The organism is Nitrobacter sp. (assembly GCF_051535235.1).
In the GTDB taxonomy this organism is placed as follows: domain Bacteria; phylum Pseudomonadota; class Alphaproteobacteria; order Rhizobiales; family Xanthobacteraceae; genus Nitrobacter.
On record NZ_JBPPLZ010000006.1, the window covers coordinates 210,842 to 228,630 of the forward strand.

At 64.7% G+C, this 17,789-nt stretch carries 14 protein-coding genes; 10 read left to right on the top strand and 4 right to left on the bottom strand.

The annotated features are described in order from the left end of the window. Window positions 1-183 precede the first annotated feature (183 nt). The 3 genes from ACS3WA_RS10585 (at window position 184) to ACS3WA_RS10595 (ending at window position 2,109) form a co-directional block, all read left to right on the top strand. Window positions 184-561 (top strand): Hpt domain-containing protein, encoded by a 378-nt coding sequence (locus ACS3WA_RS10585; RefSeq protein ID WP_438278481.1) that lies wholly within the window; start codon window positions 184-186, stop codon window positions 559-561. A 125-nt stretch (window positions 562-686) separates the two neighbouring features. Next, window positions 687-1,007, top strand: coding sequence for a 2Fe-2S iron-sulfur cluster-binding protein (locus ACS3WA_RS10590; protein WP_292618404.1), 321 nt, complete (start codon window positions 687-689; stop codon window positions 1,005-1,007). Window positions 1,008-1,080: 73 nt separating this feature from the next. Continuing rightward, window positions 1,081-2,109: an NAD(P)/FAD-dependent oxidoreductase gene (locus tag ACS3WA_RS10595; protein WP_438278482.1), complete on the top strand. Its 1,029-nt coding sequence runs from the start codon at window positions 1,081-1,083 to the stop codon at window positions 2,107-2,109. Between the two features lie 145 nt (window positions 2,110-2,254). Here the strand turns inward: ACS3WA_RS10595 and ACS3WA_RS10600 are convergent, their stop codons facing one another. The 3 genes from ACS3WA_RS10600 to ACS3WA_RS10610 form a co-directional block, all read right to left on the bottom strand. Further along, a complete protein-coding gene (locus ACS3WA_RS10600; protein ID WP_438278483.1) occupies window positions 2,255-4,288 on the bottom strand; it encodes a hypothetical protein in 2,034 nt (677 codons plus the stop codon). Between the two features lie 143 nt (window positions 4,289-4,431). Then, window positions 4,432-5,544 carry a lysylphosphatidylglycerol synthase transmembrane domain-containing protein gene (locus tag ACS3WA_RS10605; protein ID WP_438278484.1) on the bottom strand — a complete coding sequence of 371 codons (1,113 nt, stop codon included), beginning with the start codon at window positions 5,542-5,544 and terminating at the stop codon, window positions 4,432-4,434. A gap of 551 nt (window positions 5,545-6,095) precedes the next feature. Continuing rightward, window positions 6,096-6,530, bottom strand: a complete 435-nt coding sequence (locus ACS3WA_RS10610) for a hypothetical protein (RefSeq protein ID WP_438278485.1) — start codon at window positions 6,528-6,530, stop codon at window positions 6,096-6,098. A gap of 44 nt (window positions 6,531-6,574) precedes the next feature. Here ACS3WA_RS10610 and ACS3WA_RS10615 point away from each other — a divergent pair, with 44 nt between their 5' ends. Further along, entirely contained in the window at window positions 6,575-7,189 is a 615-nt protein-coding gene (locus tag ACS3WA_RS10615; RefSeq protein WP_438278486.1) for a hypothetical protein, read from the top strand. 9 nt (window positions 7,190-7,198) lie between these two features. Here ACS3WA_RS10615 and ACS3WA_RS10620 read toward each other — a convergent pair whose 3' ends face one another. Then, a complete protein-coding gene (locus tag ACS3WA_RS10620) occupies window positions 7,199-7,735 on the bottom strand; it encodes a SixA phosphatase family protein (protein ID WP_438278487.1) in 537 nt (178 codons plus the stop codon). A 175-nt stretch (window positions 7,736-7,910) separates the two neighbouring features. Here ACS3WA_RS10620 and ACS3WA_RS10625 point away from each other — a divergent pair, with 175 nt between their 5' ends. From ACS3WA_RS10625 to ACS3WA_RS10650, 6 genes are all read left to right on the top strand, one after another. Continuing rightward, complete coding sequence (locus tag ACS3WA_RS10625) at window positions 7,911-9,356, top strand: NAD(P)/FAD-dependent oxidoreductase (protein ID WP_438278488.1); 1,446 nt, start codon at window positions 7,911-7,913, stop codon at window positions 9,354-9,356. Window positions 9,357-9,562: 206 nt separating this feature from the next. Beyond that, window positions 9,563-10,075, top strand: coding sequence for a peptide-methionine (R)-S-oxide reductase MsrB (msrB, locus tag ACS3WA_RS10630; protein ID WP_438278489.1), 513 nt, complete (start codon window positions 9,563-9,565; stop codon window positions 10,073-10,075). Window positions 10,076-10,394: 319 nt separating this feature from the next. Beyond that, window positions 10,395-12,263, top strand: coding sequence for a flagellar hook-basal body complex protein (locus tag ACS3WA_RS10635; RefSeq protein ID WP_438278490.1), 1,869 nt, complete (start codon window positions 10,395-10,397; stop codon window positions 12,261-12,263). Window positions 12,264-12,294: 31 nt separating this feature from the next. Beyond that, complete coding sequence (flgK, locus tag ACS3WA_RS10640; RefSeq protein ID WP_438278491.1) at window positions 12,295-14,163, top strand: flagellar hook-associated protein FlgK; 1,869 nt, start codon at window positions 12,295-12,297, stop codon at window positions 14,161-14,163. Between the two features lie 18 nt (window positions 14,164-14,181). After that, complete coding sequence (locus ACS3WA_RS10645; protein ID WP_438278492.1) at window positions 14,182-15,945, top strand: hypothetical protein; 1,764 nt, start codon at window positions 14,182-14,184, stop codon at window positions 15,943-15,945. Window positions 15,946-16,296: 351 nt separating this feature from the next. Then, the gene (locus ACS3WA_RS10650; protein WP_438278523.1) at window positions 16,297-17,763 is read left to right on the top strand and encodes a pyridoxal phosphate-dependent decarboxylase family protein; all 1,467 of its coding nucleotides are present in this window, start codon (window positions 16,297-16,299) and stop codon (window positions 17,761-17,763) included. Window positions 17,764-17,789 lie beyond the last annotated feature (26 nt).

The window sequence follows — 17,789 nt, forward strand, 5'->3', positions numbered from 1 at the left end:
GGCCGGCTGAGCTAACCGCTTCGAGTTGTTCGAAATTGTTGACGGGGCAGCCGGATTCCCCCGGCAGCGGCGACAGCCTCGCGGTCCGTACGCGAAACGTTCCGTTAACCAGTTTCGTGATTGGCTCGCGCGGCAGGCCGCGCGGCAACCCATCCACCTTTGCAGCGGACCCGGATCGCAGCAATGCCATATTCCCTTGAGCAGGTCGCCTGGATGCCCTCGCCGCCACTGGTTCCAGACGATGGCCCGATCGATTTCGACCATCTCCGCCGCATGACGCTCGGCGACAGTCGTCTCGAGCGCGAGGTTCTGGCGATGTTCGCGGGCCAGGCCGCGTCACTGGCAGCCGCTCTGGCGCAAACCCCGGCCGACGCCGCGGCCCTTGCGCACAAGCTGAAGGGTTCGGCACGGGCGATCGGCGCGGTTCATGTCGCCGCCGCCGCCGACGATCTGGAGACTGCTCTGCGCAACGGCGCCGATGCGGCGGAGCCACGGACGGCGCTGGATCATGCCATCAGCCAGGCCCGCGAAGCGATCGACGCGATCCTGCGCCGCTCCTGATGCCGCCGGCGACCCCTGACGAATAGGCCGCCTTTTTACGCCGAACGCTGGCGCTGGCCGGATCGTTTCGTTATAGGACAGCCGAACCGTCCCTCATGATATCTACGTTCGGCAGCACTGCACCCATGACCAAGATCAACTTTGTCGACCATTCCGGCGAAACCCGTACTGTTGACGTCGAGAACGGCGCGACCGTCATGGAGGCGGCGATTCGTAACGCCGTTCCGGGCATCGAGGCCGAATGCGGCGGCGCCTGCGCCTGCGCCACCTGTCACGTCTATGTCGACGAGGCCTGGACCGACAAGGTCGGCAAGCCGACGCCGATGGAAGAGGACATGCTCGACTTCGGCTACGACGTGCGGCCGAACTCGCGGCTGTCGTGCCAGATCAAGGTCAGCGACGAACTCGATGGCCTCGTGGTCATGACGCCGGAACGGCAGGCGTAGAAACCTCCATCAGCGGGACGCTGCCGGCATCGTCTGGTGCGGCCTGAATATTTCAACGGAAAAGAATTTCGACATGAGCGAAGCGATCAAGACGGATGTGCTGATTATCGGCGCGGGTCCCTGCGGACTGTTCGCCGTATTCGAACTGGGGCTGCTCGATATGAAGGTGCATCTTGTCGACATCCTCGACAAGATCGGCGGACAATGTGCCGAGCTTTATCCGGAAAAGCCGATCTACGACATTCCGGGCATTCCGCTGGTAACGGGCCAGGGTCTCACCGAGGCGCTGCTTGAGCAGATCAAGCCGTTCGACCCGACATTCCACCTTAACGAGATGGTGGAAAGCATCGAGAAGATCGGCGACCCCGGATTCCGCGTCACCACCGACGCCGGCAAGGTGTTCGAGTGCAAGGTCGTCGTGGTCTCGGCAGGGGGCGGCTCGTTCCAGCCGAAGCGGCCGCCGGTGCCCGGCATCGAGGCTTATGAAAACACCTCGGTGTTCTACGCGGTGCGCAAGATGGAGCAGTTCCGCGACAGGGAGATCCTGGTCGTCGGCGGCGGCGACTCCGCGCTCGACTGGACGCTCAACCTGCACCCGCTGGCGAAGCGGATCACGCTTCTGCATCGCCGGGACGATTTTCGCGCGGCGCCTCACAGCGTCGAGCAGATGCGCAAGCTCGTCGCCGACGGCAAGATGGATTTGAAGATCGGTCAGGTCACCGCGCTGGAAGGCGCGGACGGAAAACTCTCCGCCGCGCAGGTGAAAGGCAGCGACAACGCGATGTCGACGATCAGTTGCGATACCATGCTGCCGTTCTTCGGACTGACGATGAAGCTCGGGCCTGTCGCGAACTGGGGACTTCAGCTTGAGAACAACCTGATCCCGGTGGAGACCGCGTCGTTCGAAACCAACGTGCCCGGCATCTTCGCGATCGGCGACATCAACACCTATCCCGGCAAGCTCAAGCTGATCCTCTCCGGCTTCCATGAGGGCGCGCTGATGGCGCAGAAGGCGCATCGCTACGTCTATCCGGACAAGCGGCTGGTGTTCCAGTACACAACCTCGTCGTCGAGCCTGCAGAAAAAGCTCGGGGTGAATTGAGGCGTCTACAGCGTTTTCGAGCGAAGTGGATACCGGTCCGCGTGAAGAAAACGCGTCAAATCAAAAACATAGAGCTCCGCTTCTGATTCCGTCAGAAGCAGAAAGACTCTAGTGGCGCGGCAATTCCTGAATGCTCAGATGACCGCTATTGCTGGGGCTGTATCGGCGCGGGCGGGGCCGGTGCCATCGGTGCGGGCGGAATCGCCAGCGGCGCCAGCGGCTCCTGCGTCACGTCGCTGGCATCGGCTGCATTGAGATGCAGTTCGGCCTCGACCGCCGGCAGCGCCGCGTCCGCCATCGCGGCATGGCCTTCCGCGGTGGGGTGGATCGCGCCGCCGTAGACCGCGGAGAGCAGGCCCCATGTCGCGTCATGGATGTCGGAGGGCTGCATCGATGCGGGCAGCGCCTGCGGATAGGTCATCGCCGTGAAGTAGCTGTCGTTGGCGTCGCGGATCCAGCGCGCGCGCGGCAGATAAGCGCGGAAGTCGCCCGCCGGTTCCCCGCAGGTCATCGGCTGCTGCGGCGCCGCCACGATATCGCTGACGAAGCTGTCGCCCCTGGCCGAGAAACAGGCGCGGTCGAATTCGGGATCGTTGGCGGAGCGCGCGCAAAATCCGTGATCGGCGAACGCCGCCTGATGTGCTGCGACGAACGTCATGCGGTCGCTGTCGGGATCGCGGCAGATCACTCCGGATTGGCAGAGCGCGATCGCCTTCAGCCGCGGCAGGAATTCGTTCTGGACGTAGCTTGTGACCTCGGCGAGCCGTCGCGGGTCGGCGTTGAACGAGGGATGCACGTCGAAGCCGGCCTTGCCGCCGGTGCAGGGCGCGCCGCCGTTGGCCAGCGCCGGGTTGGCGTAGGAGACGAACACCACGCGCGACAGGTCGTTGCCCACCAGAGGCTTCAATGCGGCGCGGAGCTTGCCGAAGGATTGCGGCAGGTCGCGTACCAGGCCCGATCGGGAATCCTCGACCGACTCGATCAGGCCGCCGCGCTTGAACAATGCGCGCTCGGTCGGCGCATCGACGATGACGTCGGATACGAGGCCGGAGAAATTGATGTCGTTGGCGCCGATGGTCAGCAGCAGGAGATCGAGCTTGCGGTCGGGCTGGCGACGCTTCGCAGCCGCAAGCGCGTCGCGCAGTTCGGCGACCTGGCCGTTGACGGTACCCTGACACTTGGCCGAGGACAGGCATTCGCGCGCGCGCTGCGAACCGAGCAGCCCGTCGGGAATGCTGGCGCCGGTGCAGGCGAGCGGCAGGTAGGTCACCGCGATGTGCGGATACCGCACCGCGAGCGCAAGCGCGGTGCGGGTCTGGTAGCTGTAGAGCGAGCGATGGCAGGCCGCGTTCAGCCACAGCGCGCCATAGTGCTGCCAGGTCTGGAGCGGACCGGAGGTGCCGCAGGCACGGCCGCCCTTGTATCCGGCGCGGCTCGGCCGGTAATACTCGTCCGCCGCGCCGCCGAGATAGGAGCGGAAGCAGAAGCCCTCGTCCGACAGCGCAATGGCGCGGTCCGGATTGCCTTCGCCCGAGGCGATGGAATCGCCGAGGCCGGCGATGAGGATGTCGCGCACCTTGATCTGGGTCATCAGGCGCTGCGGTGCGTCGCTGCCGCTCGTGACGTCGACCGTGGCGTTGGTGGCGCGACCGTAGCGGGCGCGGAAATCGATCGGCTCGGCGCAGTCCTGCGTCGTGGTGCGCGGGCCGTCGCCGTCGTCGAACGACCAGGCGCAGACTGCACCGACCGGGATCGCGCCGGTGAGGCGCACGGTGACCGGATGCTCCGTCGGCGTCAGGTAGCTTTCCTTGACCTTGTCCCGGGTGCAGGGCTCGCTGACATGGCCGCCGAGATCGATGCAAAGACGATTGACGGCGTTGCGGGCCCAGCCGCGGCCGTCGCTTTGCAATTCCAGAGCCTGCTCGGCTGCGAGGATGCTCTGGTTGCGTTCAGTGGCGACGTGGATCTGGAAATCGCGCTCCTCGCGGAACAGTCGGAAGCGGTTACGGACCTCCCACGAAATCTCCATTCCGCTGGCAGGCTGGCTCGGGACCGATGCGGCCGGAGGGTAGGGGTCGGGCCCATCGGGCGCGGGCTGCGCGGCGGCTTGCTGGGCGACGAGCGTGCCGAGCAAAATCAGGATGATGCGGGCGAGGGAAAAAACGTAAGTGCGGGCCATGAAGCGTTTTGACGCGATAGTTTTGGCGGAAATAAGAGGAGGTCGTCGATGGTGCCGGTGGATGAAGCGAATGTGACGGGCGAATGATGGCTGGTCGCGACCGGGACCAGCATTGCGGCTCGCAGGTTCGCGCAATGTCGGGGTCAGTCCTGCGAGACCCGCGTCTTGACCGCGGGCGGCGGCGCTGCCGGGTTGTCCGCAGTGGCATCGCAGTGGCTACCGCTGTTGTGGCTGACAGTGCTGTCGCCGCCGTTGCCGTTGATCAAGCGGCGCCGTTGCCAGGGCTGCACGACATTGAGCCAAAGCTCGCGCGCGCCCATGATCGTGATCGCAAGGGCGAAGGGAATCATGAAATAAAGCATGCGGTATACGAGGAGCGTCGCCAGCAACTCCTCCTTGCCGAACTGCGGCAAGGCCACCAGCATCGCGGCGTCGAAGACGCCCAGGCTTCCGGGGGCGTGGCTGGCAAAGCCGAGCAGGGTTGCCAGAATGAAGACCACCGATACCGAGATGAAGTCGATCGGCGGGTGCGCAGGCATCAGCAGGTACATCGCCGAAGCGCAGAAGCCCAGATCGACGACGCCGATCAGGATTTGCACGAAGGTCAGCGGCGCCGACGGCATCACGACTTTCCAGCCGTTCTGCCCAAGCTCGCGGCGGTTGCGGCCGGTGATGATCCAGATGAGGTAGATCAAGATGCCGGCGAGACAGCCGAGCGCGATCAGGCGGTTGATGGAGGGCGGCAGCAGGTCCATCGCGCTCGCGGCAGATGGATGCCAGGCCATGCCGATCCCGAGCACGAACAGGTTGCCGAGCCAGAACGTCAGCCCGGAGATGAAACAGACCTTGGCGACGTCCAGCGCGGTGAGCCCGTGATCCGAATAGATGCGGAAGCGGATCGCGCCGCCGGTAAAGACAGTGGCGCCGATGTTGTGGCCGATCGTGTAGCTCGTGAACGCGGAGAGCGCGGCGACGCGATAGGGGATGTGATCCTTGCCGATCGTCCGCAGCGCAAAGAAGTCATAGAATGTCAGCGTACAGAACGCGCCGACCACGCAAAGCGCAGCCATGGCGATCTCATGCGGCGACTTATCGGTCAACGCGATCAGGATGGCGCTGGTGTCGACGCCCTTGAGCGTGCGGATGAGAGTGGTAATCGCGAAAGCGATAATGACGATGCTTGCAACAACGCCAAGCCGTTTCCAGCCGATCCGTTCCTTGAAGCCGCGCTGAAGCGCGGTCAGCAGCCGATGCATTCGTCCTCCCGCTGACGTCCCGAATTCGAAGTCCGCTTGTCCTTGCGAAAACCTCTCATGCGAACTTGGAATCCAGCGACACCAGGTACCTCGTTATTCTCCGTCGTTCCGGAGCGGTTTGCCGTTCGCTTGAACAGGAAGCGAACGTCTGAACCACCGCCCCCGAAATCACGACACGTTTCGAGCCGATTGGGGGGAGGGATGGCAAGCGGCTGCTCGGTCACTCATACGCGAAAAATTCCACAAGACAAAACGGCGGGTTGGCCTAAGGGAGCGTCGTCATGATTCGAATGCGGTCAGGCGCCATCATCGATCGAAAGGTCATCAGGACATGCACCTGCTGCGGTGGAACGTGCAAACGATCTCCATGCATATAGGCATAAAACCTCGCCGGTTCCATGCCCGTTTTGAGCCCCGTTCCATGCGGACATGCAAGCCGGCCGCATTGATGCATCGATTGCATGTCATTGACTTGTTGCGCCGGGAAACAATCCGTGAAGGTTCGCACGACAGGTCATGCCCGGGTCGGCAATAACGAAAACCGCGCGTCGTCATGTCTTGCGTAGCGCGAAATAGGCGCCGCAGAAAGCCATCGCTGTGCCAAGGCCGAGCACGGCGAGCCCGGCGATGAGGCTGGCAAGCGTCGGCACCGCGGCCGGCGCCGAGGCGGCCTGTCCCGCACCGGCCAGAAACAGCACGGCGATGGCGATCAGGAACTGCCGCAGCCGTTGCTGAATGCGGCCCGATGGCGCGCTGTGCATCAGCGTCGCGACAAAATAGCTGCCAGAGAAGCCTGCCGTTGCGACCAGCCACCAAGCGATCGCGGCGCCCGCCGGCATGAAGTCTTTTGAATCGGTACGCCAGAGGCCGCCGAGGTCGAAGCCGATCTGCGCGCCGAGCATGTGCACCGCAAGCGCGAGCAATATGCCGGACACCATGGCGCTGCCGAGAATCAGGTGGTGCGGAAAATTAGCCGTTTCAGCCATGAGAGATTTGTAGGGTAGAACCCGTATCGCGAGCAAGAAATTGTATGCAGGAAATTGAGCGAAGGATCGCGATCGTGCCGCCGCCCGAGATTTCGTCCCCCGGCCTCGGCTACGCCTACAGGGCCTCCCTGATGGGATCGGCGCACCGGTTCACGCTCGATGACGATGGGATATCCTGGCAGGTCGGCCGCAGATCGGGGACATGGCGGTATGCAGACATCGCCACGGTGCAGATGTCGTATCGGCCGATGTCGATGCAATCGCGGCGATTCCGCGCCGACATCAAGCATCGCGACGGCGGCCGTATCGTCGTGATGTCCACCACCTGGCAGACACTGGCGCTGATGGCCGCACAGGATGACAGCTATCGCGCCTTCATCGTCGATCTGCACCGGCGGCTTGCCGAACATGGCGGGCGAGTTTCGCTCGTTGCCGGTCTCAATCCCGTACTTTATTTTGCCGGCGCGGGCGCGCTGGCGTTGCTGGCGGCGGCGATGGCCGCTCTGCTGGTGCGGGCGCTGGTCACCGGCGAATGGGCAGGCGTGCTGTTCATTGCCGGACTGTCGGCGCTGTTCGGCTGGCAGATCGGCGGCTTCGTGCGTCGCAACAGGCCGCGCGCCTACGCCTTCGACGCGCTGCCGCAGGATCTGCTTCCGTGAGCGCCGCCGCTAAGCCTCCTTCAGCAGTTTCGGGCTGACGAATTGTGCGAGTTGTCCGCCTGCGAAAGCGATGCCGTCCCACCTCTCGATGGGAAAATCGATTACCACAAGGCCCGACGTCGGCAGGTTGCGGGTCAGCGCCGCGCGCCCGGCTGCATTCCCGCCCCCGATCAGGCCGAGCGCGAGTTCGTGCAGGCCGGGATTGTGTCCAACGATCATCAGACGTTTGGAATTCCGCGCGGCAGCAGAACGAATAAGCGCCAACAGTTGCGTCGGCTGGGCGCCGTAAAGATCCGGCAAATGCACCGCAAGCTGTTGCGGCACCTCGTCCGACATCTGTTGCTGGATGATATCCCAGGTCGCGCGCGCCCGCACGGCGGTCGAAACGAACGCCAGATCGGGCTGAAGAGGTTGCTGTCCGGCGAGCCAGGTGCCGAGTTCGACGGCATCCTTGCGGCCCCGCGCGGCGAGCGGACGATCCCGGTCCCTGCCGCTTGGGGCATCGCTCTCGGTCTTGGCGTGTCGAAGCAGCAACAGGCGGCGCATGACGCGGTCCCGATTCGGCGTTGAAGCATGACCCGGAACGCGGGATACAGGTTCCGACTCCTGCGGCTTAATCCACAACCTTGCGCCGGACAAGGCGACGGGGGTAGTGGAGGGGACCCGCTTGGCCGCAAGCACGGACGCGAATGTCAAATCCAGAACTCCGCAAGGATACGCGATGACTTCGGAGAGCACAGGTGCGGCCGATGGTCCCGGCGGCTCAGCGTCCGCCGCTGCTGCGCTGCAACGCGTCGGCTTGACCATCGATCTCGACGTCGAGATTTGCGTCGTGGGGGCAGGTCTCGCCGGTCTCACCGTGGCGCTGGAGGCGGCACGGGCGGGCGCGAACGTCGTCGTGCTCGAGGGACGCCATGTCGGCTGGAATGCGTCCGGCCACCATCTCGGCACGGTGATGCCGGGCTATGCGCTTCCGCTTTCCGATCTGATTGCGCGAGTGGGGTTCGACGACGCATACGAACTCTGGTCGCTGTCCCGGGCGGGCTCCGACTATGTTCGCGCCCATGCCGCCGAGCACGTCATTCCCGGCCTTGGGCTGACCGAAGGCGCGCTTGAAGTCTCCAATGTCGATATCGGCGACCGGCTGATCAGCCGCCTGCAAATGCTGGCTGAGGATTTCGCGACCGAGGTGGAGGGATGGCAGGTCGATCGCGTCCGCGACACACTGCGCACCGGCCGGTATTTTCACGCGGTGCATTATCCGCGAGCCTTCCAGATCGACGGACGCAGGTACGTTCACGGACTGGCTGACCTCGCGCGCAACGCCGGTGCGCGCATCTTCGAGGACACGCCCGTGGTCAGTATCGATCCGTTCGGGATTCGTAAGCGCATCGTCACCCCGCAGGCGCGTCTGCGGGCATCCCACCTCGTGCTTGCCGGCAATATCCATCTTGGAGGGGCGTTACGGCGATTGTCCGATACGCTGGTGCCGGTCTGGCGCCATGCCGCCGTCACCGCGCCGCTGGGCGCGCGGCTCGCCGAGACTGTGACGTTTCAGGGCTCCGTCGTCGATACCGACGGCATCGATCATTTCCGGATCGTCGGCGGCGACAGACTGATGTGGGCCAGCCCGGAAACCACCTGGGATGCGCAATCCGAGCGCCGGACCGGGGCGATCTGCAGACGCATCCGCACGATCTTTCCGCAGCTCGGAGAGGTCGAGATCGCGAAGGTCTTCTCCGGCGCGATCGGACAGACCGTGCACGGCATGCCGCAGATCGGCCGTCTGTTGCCGGGATTGTGGGTCGCGAGCGGTTTCGGCCGGCAGGGATTGAATACGTCGGCAATGGCGGGGCAACTGATCGCCGGCGGCATGCTGGAAGGCGACGACCGCTGGCGGCTGTTTTCGCCGTTCGAACTGGTCTGGGCTGGCGGAAACATCGGCCGCGCCGCCGGCTACGCCATCGGCCTGGCGGAGCGGGCGCGCTCCGCCGCTGCCGGCGGGCTTGCGCGCTATCGCGAACGCTCTCGCATCAGGGCGAGAGAGAAAGAGACCAGACTCGCCGAGGCCAACCGTCGGGCGGGAGCGCTCCCGCCGCGCTCCGCCGCTCGCCAGCCGCCGCTGCCGGATCGCCTCGAGGAAACGGCCGACACTCCCTCCCACTGAGGGAAAAGGTGGAATGGGCTTCAGATCGCGCCGGTTTGCGCGATCCGCGCAGGAGTGCCGCCTTGGCAATCGACCGCTCCTTGTCAGAGGAGGTGAGGCGCCTCGCAGGAAAGTGAGAAAGTTCCCGGCGCGTCAGTGTGGTTTGGGGGCAGGCGAGCCCGTATTTGGTGCATTGACCCGGTTTCCGATTGTCACGGAGATAGCCCATGATCGACCGCCGTATCCTGCTCGCATCCGCCGCCGGTCTCGCGGGCCTGCTCGGCTTTCGCTGGTTGCGCGGGGAGTCCGCCCGGGCCGAGACAAAACCCGCCCAAAAGTTCGAGGTTGAAAAGACCGACGCGGAATGGCGGGCGCAACTCACGCCGCAACAGTACCGCATCCTGCGTCAGCAAGGCACCGAGCCGCCTTTCACCAGCCCGCTGCTCAAGGAGCATCGCAAGGGCATCTTCGCGTGCGCCGGCTGCGATCTTCCGCTCTATTCGTCGGAGACGAAATTCGAAAGCGGCACCGGTTGGCCGAGCTTCTGGAAGCCGCTGGACAACGCAGTCGGCGAAACCCGGGATACGACGTTCGGCATGGCCCGCACCGAGATCCACTGCCGCCGCTGCGGCGGACATCTCGGTCATGTCTTCGATGACGGCCCGAAGCCGACGGGCCTGCGCTACTGCATGGACGGGCTGGCGCTTGTGTTCCACCCGGCGGCACCGTCGGCGACGTAGGGACTTTCGTCAGAAGCGACGTTCCAGTGCTCGTTTCAAGGAAACGCGTACTCCCCTTTTTCTTGCGGGGCCGAGCCCCCGCCCGTCCGACTTCCCCCGCAAGCGGAAGCGGTCAAGCGCCGCTCGAAACGCCAGCTCCCCCGGCAAGAGTTGCCCTCTCAGGCAAGAATGCCCCGGAGTGGCTCCCGTCGCGTAATTCTAACTCACTGAAATAGCTTATCTTTCACGTTGGCACGGAGCTTGCGACGTCGTTTTCGACCGCGGCTGTGGTTTTGGCTGACCTCCGGCTGGCCGCCCGGATCGAGTTGGAGACGATGTGATGGGTATTTTCGACGCACTGAATACGTCCGTCGGCGGTCTGCAGGCGCAGTCCTTTGCTCTGCAAAACATTTCCGGCAACATCGCGAATGCCCAGACCACCGGCTACAAGGGCATCGCCACCGCCTTCAGCGATCTGATCCCCGACTCGACCACCCCGAATCGTCAGGTCGCCGGTGGCGTGACGGCCTACTCGACGGCGACCATCACCAGCCAGGGAACGGTGTCGGCCTCGACGGTCGGCACCTACATGGCGATCACTGGCGACGGCTTCTTCAATGTCCAGTCGCCGACCGGGCGGGTGGACAACAAGCCGGAGTTTTCCGGCGTGACCTATTACACGCGGCGCGGCGATTTCCAGGTCGATGCCAACGGCAACCTCGTCAACAGCGCCGGCTACTACCTGATGGGCGTGCCGGTCGATCCCAAGACCGGAAACCCGCTCGGCAATGTGCCCCAGGTGCTGCAGTTCCAGAATAACTTCGTTCCCGCGCAGGCCACGACCACGTTGCAATACGCCGCCAATCTTCCGGCCGTGCCGACGACTCTGTCGAGTTCCACCGCCGCCGCCGGCACGATCACAGCGGCCGGCGGGCTGAATCCGTCCGACTTCACCACGAACTTCAACCCGCTCGTCGTCGGTACACCGGCGCCCGCCTACACGGATGCCACCAAGACAGGGTCGCCGGTGACCAATCAGATAGCGCCGCCGGTCAAGATCACCGCGAACACGAAGTTGTCCGGCGCACCGGGGACCGATTCGCTGAGCGATCCGACAGCATCGCCGGCGACCGGTTTCGTGGCCGGTGATCAAATCACTGTCGATGGTCAGACGATTGAGTTCTACGACTCCGGTGCCGGTGGCTCGGCCGGCTCGGCCGCCAACACCACCTATCTCGACTTGGCGAATGCAAAGGTCGGCGACGTTTTGAATGCGATCCAAGCGGCCACGGGTGTTGCGCCGACGATCGACACGAGTACCGGAGCGATCACTCTGCACAGCGGCACCACGCAGGACCTCGCCGTCGCGAGTTCGTCCGCTGGCTGGTCTGCGTTGGGTTTCGGCAGTCCTGTTAACGTTCAGCGCGGCGGCGGCGGTACGCCCGGCGCCGGCGTCGTCATTGCCAACGATCAGACCATGTTCCAGCAGGAATCGATCAGCGGGGGCGCGGTCACGGCTTACGACGCGACCGGCACCGCGGTGAACCTGCAACTGCGCTGGGCCAAGACCGACAGCGCCTCGCTCGGCGCCGGTCATACGGATACCTGGAACCTGTTTTACCAGGCCAATCCGAACGCCACCGGCACGCAGGCGGCGTGGGTCAACGTCGGTACCAATTTCACCTTTGGCCCCAACGGTCAGCTCTCCAGCCCGGTCGGGTCGTCCATCACCGTTCCCAACGTCAAGGTCGGGACCCAATCGCTCGGCAACCTCACGCTGAATGTCGGTTCCGGAGGCTTGACGCAGTATGCCAGCAGCGGCGGCAACGCCACCGTCAATGCGATCAACCAGAACGGCTACGCCGCCGGCCAGTTGCAGTCGGTCGCCGTCAACAATGACGGCATCGTGGTCGGCACCTTCTCGAACGGGCAGAACCTTTCGCTTGCGCAGGTGTCGCTGTCGCACTTCAACGGCACCAATTATCTCAAGGCGCTTGACGGCGGTGCCTATGCGGTGACCGACGAGTCGGGACCCGCGATCGCAGGCGCGGCCGGACACATCAGCGGCTCGTCGCTCGAGGGCTCCAATACCGACATCGCCGACGAATTCACCAAGCTGATCGTGACCCAGCAGGCTTACTCGGCGAACACCAAGGTCATCACCACCGCGAACAGCATGGTTCAGGATCTTCTGAACGTGCTGCGCTAGAGCATGATCCGGTTTCGAGGCGGGCAATAAGATGAGTTTGAGTTCGGCCCTCTCCATCGCGATGTCAGGCTTGCGCGCCAACCAGGCGGCGCTGTCGATCGTCTCGGGCAACGTCGCCAATGCGAACACGCCCGGTTACGTCGCGCAGACGCTGGTGCAGGACGAGATCATCACAGGCGGTACCGGCGCCGGCGTTCGTGTCATCGGCGTCAACCGCACGCTCGATAGCTATGTGCAGTCGCAGTTGCGCACGGAGAACGCCGGCGGCGCCTATGCCGACCAGATCGCGAACGTGCTCGGCCAGTTGCAGAATGTCTATGGAACGCCCGGCAACGATGGGACGCTGGAAGCGGCCTACAATAATTTCACATCGGCGTTGCAGGCGCTGTCCGCAAGTTCGGGCAACACGGCGGCGCAATCCTCGGTATTGAACGCCGCGCAGGCGCTGGCGCAGCAACTCAATGCCACCACCAGCGGCATCCAGACGCTGCGCTCCAACGCCGAACAGGATCTCTCGGTGTCGGTGTCGCAGGCCAACGCGGCGATGCAGCAGGTCGCCGCGATCAACCAGAAACTGCAGGGCATGAGCGCCCAGGATCCGGCCGCCGCGACGCTGATGGATCAGCGCGACAGCGCGATCGACCAACTCTCCAGATTGATGGACGTCCGCGCGGTTACCGACGGCTCCAATCAGACCGCCGTGTTCACCACCTCGGGAATCCAGCTTGTTGGCGGTGTGCAGGCGTCGACGCTGTCGTTCAACGCGCAGTCGTCGCTCACCGCGAATTCGCAATGGAATGCCGATCCGGGCAAGTCGAGCGTCGGCACCATCATGTGCCAGCTTCCGAACGGCGCCAAGATCGACATGATCGCCTCGCAAGGCATCAACTCCGGCCAGATCGCCGCCGACGTGCAGTTGCGCGACAAGACGCTGGTGCAGGCGCAGAACCAGGTCGACCAGATGGCAGCGACGCTCGCCAGCGCGCTGTCCGATGTCAAGACCGACGGCACGCCGGTGAGCGGACCTCCGTCCGGCTTCGATACCGATCTGTCCAGCGTCCTTCCCGGCAACTCGTTCAACGTCACCTATACCGACTCGAGCAACGTCTCGCACACGGTGAGCGTGGTGCGTGTCGACGACCCGACCGCGCTGCCGATACCGAACACCGCCTCGAATCCGAACGACAAGGTGATCGGCATCGATTTTTCCGGCGGGCTCGCCTCGATCGCGTCGCAACTCAATAGCCAGATCGGCGTCGCCGCGCATCTGACGTTCTCCGCGTCCGGATCGCAGTTGCGCGTCACCGGCGATGGCTCGGGCGCATCGAGCGTGACCGCGGCCTCGACGACGACCACGGTGCAGTCGCTGGCCTCGGGCAATCCGCAACTCCCGTTCTTCACTGACCGCGCCGCGCTCTATACCGGCGCGATTACCGGCACCGCGTCGCAGATCACGGGGCTGGCCGGGCGCATCCAGGTCAACGCCGCGCTGCTCGCCGATCCCTCCAAGCTGACGGTCTACAATACATCGCCGGTGACGTCCGCCGGCGACACCACGCGCTCGGACTTTCTCTTCGACCAACTCACCTCGGCGACGTTCAGCTACGCGCCGAATACCGGCCTTGGGTCCACGGCGGCGCCGTTTACCGGCACGCTGCCGTCGTTCCTGCAGCAGTTCGTCAGCGTGCAGAGCAGCGCGGCGACGACGGCGAAGCAGGTGGCGCAGGGCCAGGATATCGTCGTCAATACGTTGCAGGAGAAGTTCAACACCAAAGCGGGCGTGAACATCGACACCGAGATGACGAACCTGATCGCGCTGCAGAATTCCTACGCGGCGAACGCGCATGTGATGTCGGTGGTGCAGACCATGATGCAGACTTTGCTGCAGGCTCAAGTGTAACGTGTAAGGGCGGTTCGCATGGCGATCAACGGCATCAGCTTCGGCAACACCATCCTCGGCAGTTCTGTCCAGAATCTCAAGGCGCAGATGGCCGATCTGCAGAACCAGCTCACGAGCGGAAAAAGGTCGACGACCTATTCCGGCATGGGCGCCAACGAAGGGTTCGCCGTCGCGGCGCGCGCGCAATTGTCGAACATCGCCGCGTACACCGATACGATGACCAAGATCAACACCAACATCGGGGTGGCAAATACCGCGTTGCAGGCGCTGTCCGACATCGGCAAGCAATTGCAGAGCGCCGCCAACAGCGGATCGCAGGCGCTGAACAGCACCGGACAGACCGCGGGTCAGCAGACAGCGGTCGCTGAATTCTCGTCGGTGGTCGGCATTCTCAATACGCAGGCCGGCGACCGCTACATCTTTTCCGGAAGCACGATCTACACGCAACCGGTCGCCTCGTCGGATCTGATCCTGAACGGCAATGGAGGACAGGCCGGGTTGAAGCAGGTCATCTCCGAACGCAACCAGGCCGACCTCGGCGCCAGCGGCCTCGGCCGCGTCACGGTTACCTCGCCGACCGCGACGTCGGTATCGGTTGCGGAGGATGCATCGCCCTCGATCTATGGCATGAAGCTCAGCAGCGTCGCCTCGACGCTGACGGGCGCGACCGTCACCAACGTGCCGGCGACGGTCAACCTGGCGGCCAATCCGGCGGACGGCGACACCTTCAATTTCACGTTCCTGCAGCCGGACGGCAGCAGCAAGACGGTTCAATTGACGGCTACGACCACGGTGCCGGCGCCCACGGGTTCGTTCGAGATCGGCGGATCGGCCGCGGCCACCGCCACCAACCTGAATGCGGCGCTGACCGCCGCCGAAGCCACCACATCGCCTTACGGCGCGCAACTGACGAGCGCCAGTTCGACGAGCGCCGCGGGCATGACGGTGACGCCGGCGCAGGCTTCGATCGATCTCGGCACCACCAACCCGGCCGATGGCGACACGGTGAGCTTCACCTTCAACCTGCCGGACGGAACCAGCGAGACCGTGCAACTGACGGCATCCACTACGGTGCCGACGCCCGCCGGCAGCTTCGCGATCGGGGCCACGCCGGCGGCTACCGCAGCCAATCTCAATGCCGCGCTGACAAGCTCGATCGGAACGCTGGCCAAGACGTCGCTGGTTGCGGCCTCCGCAATCCGCGCGACGCACGATTTCTTCGACCAGCCGCCGCAGCGCGTCGACGTCACGCCGCCGGCGACGCTCGCCACCGCAACGGCCGCTGTAAACGGCACGGCTGCGAACACCGTGCAATGGTACACCGGCGATGCAGGTACGGGCTCGGCACGCGCGACCTCGACGGTGAGGGTGGATCCGTCGGTGACGGTTCAATACGGTATTCGCGCCAACGAGGATGCCATCCGTTCGCTGATGGAATCGGTTGCACTTCTCGCGGCTGTGACGACGTCGCCGACCGATCCGAACGGCGCGGGGCAGATCTCGGCGCTCAATTCGCGCGTGGCGCAGAACCTGACGGTCACGCCCGGCAAGCAGAACATCCAGGACATCCAGTCCGATCTCGCCAACGCGCAGACGGTGATGCAGGACGCCACCGCGCGGCAGAAACTGACGCAGGCGACGATGCAGAACATCGTCGATCAGGCCGAAAACGTTTCCACCGACGAGGTCGCAAGCCAGTTGCTGGCGCTGCAGACCGATCTGCAAGCCTCCTACCAGACCACCGCGATGCTGTCGCAACTTAGCCTGGTGAAATTCCTCTGACAGCATCAGGCTCTGCTGGTCACGAGCGGCGATGCGCGGTCGCGACGGAACGGCAATAATCGTTCCAAAACCGGCTGCGTTACGCTAATCAGGGTCGCCTGCGATGGGCGGGGAATTCGGCCGCGCTCCCGCGCCTGGTTCTCGGGCTGGCGGGGCAGCAAACCGCCAACCATACCATCAGCCGGCCGGGATGCGGACGCCAGCGACCGCCGTGCGCGGCGAGGAAGACCATTTCATGCTCAGCTTTGATATTACACGCGCGTCCAGTCGCCGTGCTGCGTCGCGGATGGGGCGCGGTGCGCTCGAAGGCGTGCCGCAGCCGCGCGCGTGCAGCAGTCGGACATTCTCGGCATGACCGAGGCGCGGCCCGACACGACGCCGGACGCCGGCGAGACGCTCGATCCGGATGACTGGGACGCACTGCGCGCGCAGGGCCACCGGATGCTCGACGATATGTTCGATTACATCGCCGGCGTTCGCGAGCGGCCGGTGTGGCGGCCGATTCCCGCGGACGTACGTGCGCGTTTCCGAGAGGAACTGCCGCGGGCAGGCGGCGATCTCGACGAGATCTACAGGGAATTTTCCGACTTCATCGCGCCGTACGCGCCCGGCAACATTCACCCCGGCTTCATGGGATGGGTGAACGGGGGAGGCACCGCCGTCGGGATGCTCGCGGAAATGCTGGCCGCGGGCCTGAACGCCAATCTCGGCGGCCGGGATCACATTCCGGTCGAGGTCGAGCGCCAGATCGTTCTGTGGATGCGGCAGATGTTCGGATTTCCCGACACCGCGAGCGGCATCTTCGTCACGGGAACGTCGATGGCGAACCTGATGGGGATCCTGGTGGCGCGGTCGGCGCGGCTCGGGCCGTCCGTGCGCGAGCGGGGGCTGCCTGACCGCGGCGGCGGTCTCACCGCCTATACGTCGGTTGTGACGCACGGCTGCGTGGTGCAGGCCATGGACCTTGCCGGGTTCGGTACCGACGCGCTGCGGCGGATTCCGGTCGATCGGTGCCATCGCATCGAGATCGACGCGCTGCGCGCGCAGGTTAGGGCCGATCGCGCGGCGGGCCTTGCGCCGTTTCTGGTGATCGGTTCGGCCGGGACGGTCGACATCGGCGCGATCGACGATCTGGCGGCGCTGCGTGCATTGTGCCGCGAGGAGAATTTGTGGCTGCATGTCGACGGCGCATACGGCGCGCTTGGCGTGCTGTCGCCGGAGATCGCGCCGCGTCTCGCAGGGCTGGAAAGCGCCGACTCCATCGCTTTCGACTTTCACAAATGGGGACAAGTGCCTTATGACGCTGGCTTTCTCCTCGTTCGGGACGGCGAGCAGCACCGCCGTACCTTCGCGGCGCCTGCGGCCTATCTGCGCCGGGAGACGCGCGGTCTCGCGGGGGGGTCGCCGTGGCCCTGCGACTACGGGCCGGACATGTCGCGCGGCTTCCGCGCGCTGAAGACGTGGTTCACGTTGAAAGCCTACGGCACTGAAAAGCTTGGTGCGATGATCGCACGGACCTGCGCGCTGGCGCGCTATCTGGAAGCGAAAATCGCCGCCGAGCCGAAGCTCGAACTGCTCGCGCCGGTGCAACTCAACATCGCGTGCTTCCGTTATCGCGCCGACGATGCCGACCGGGTCAACGCGGAGATCGTCGCATCGCTGCACGAGTCAGGTGTCGCGGCGCCGTCCACCACCATGCTCGATGGCCGGTTGGCGATCCGCGCGGCGATCGTCAACCATCGCACCGGAATGCGCGATATCGATGCCCTGGTGACGGCGGTGCTTGAATTCGGCGCGCGCGAAACCGAAGCTCGCTAAACCGGAAGCTGAGGCGATCCGCTCGC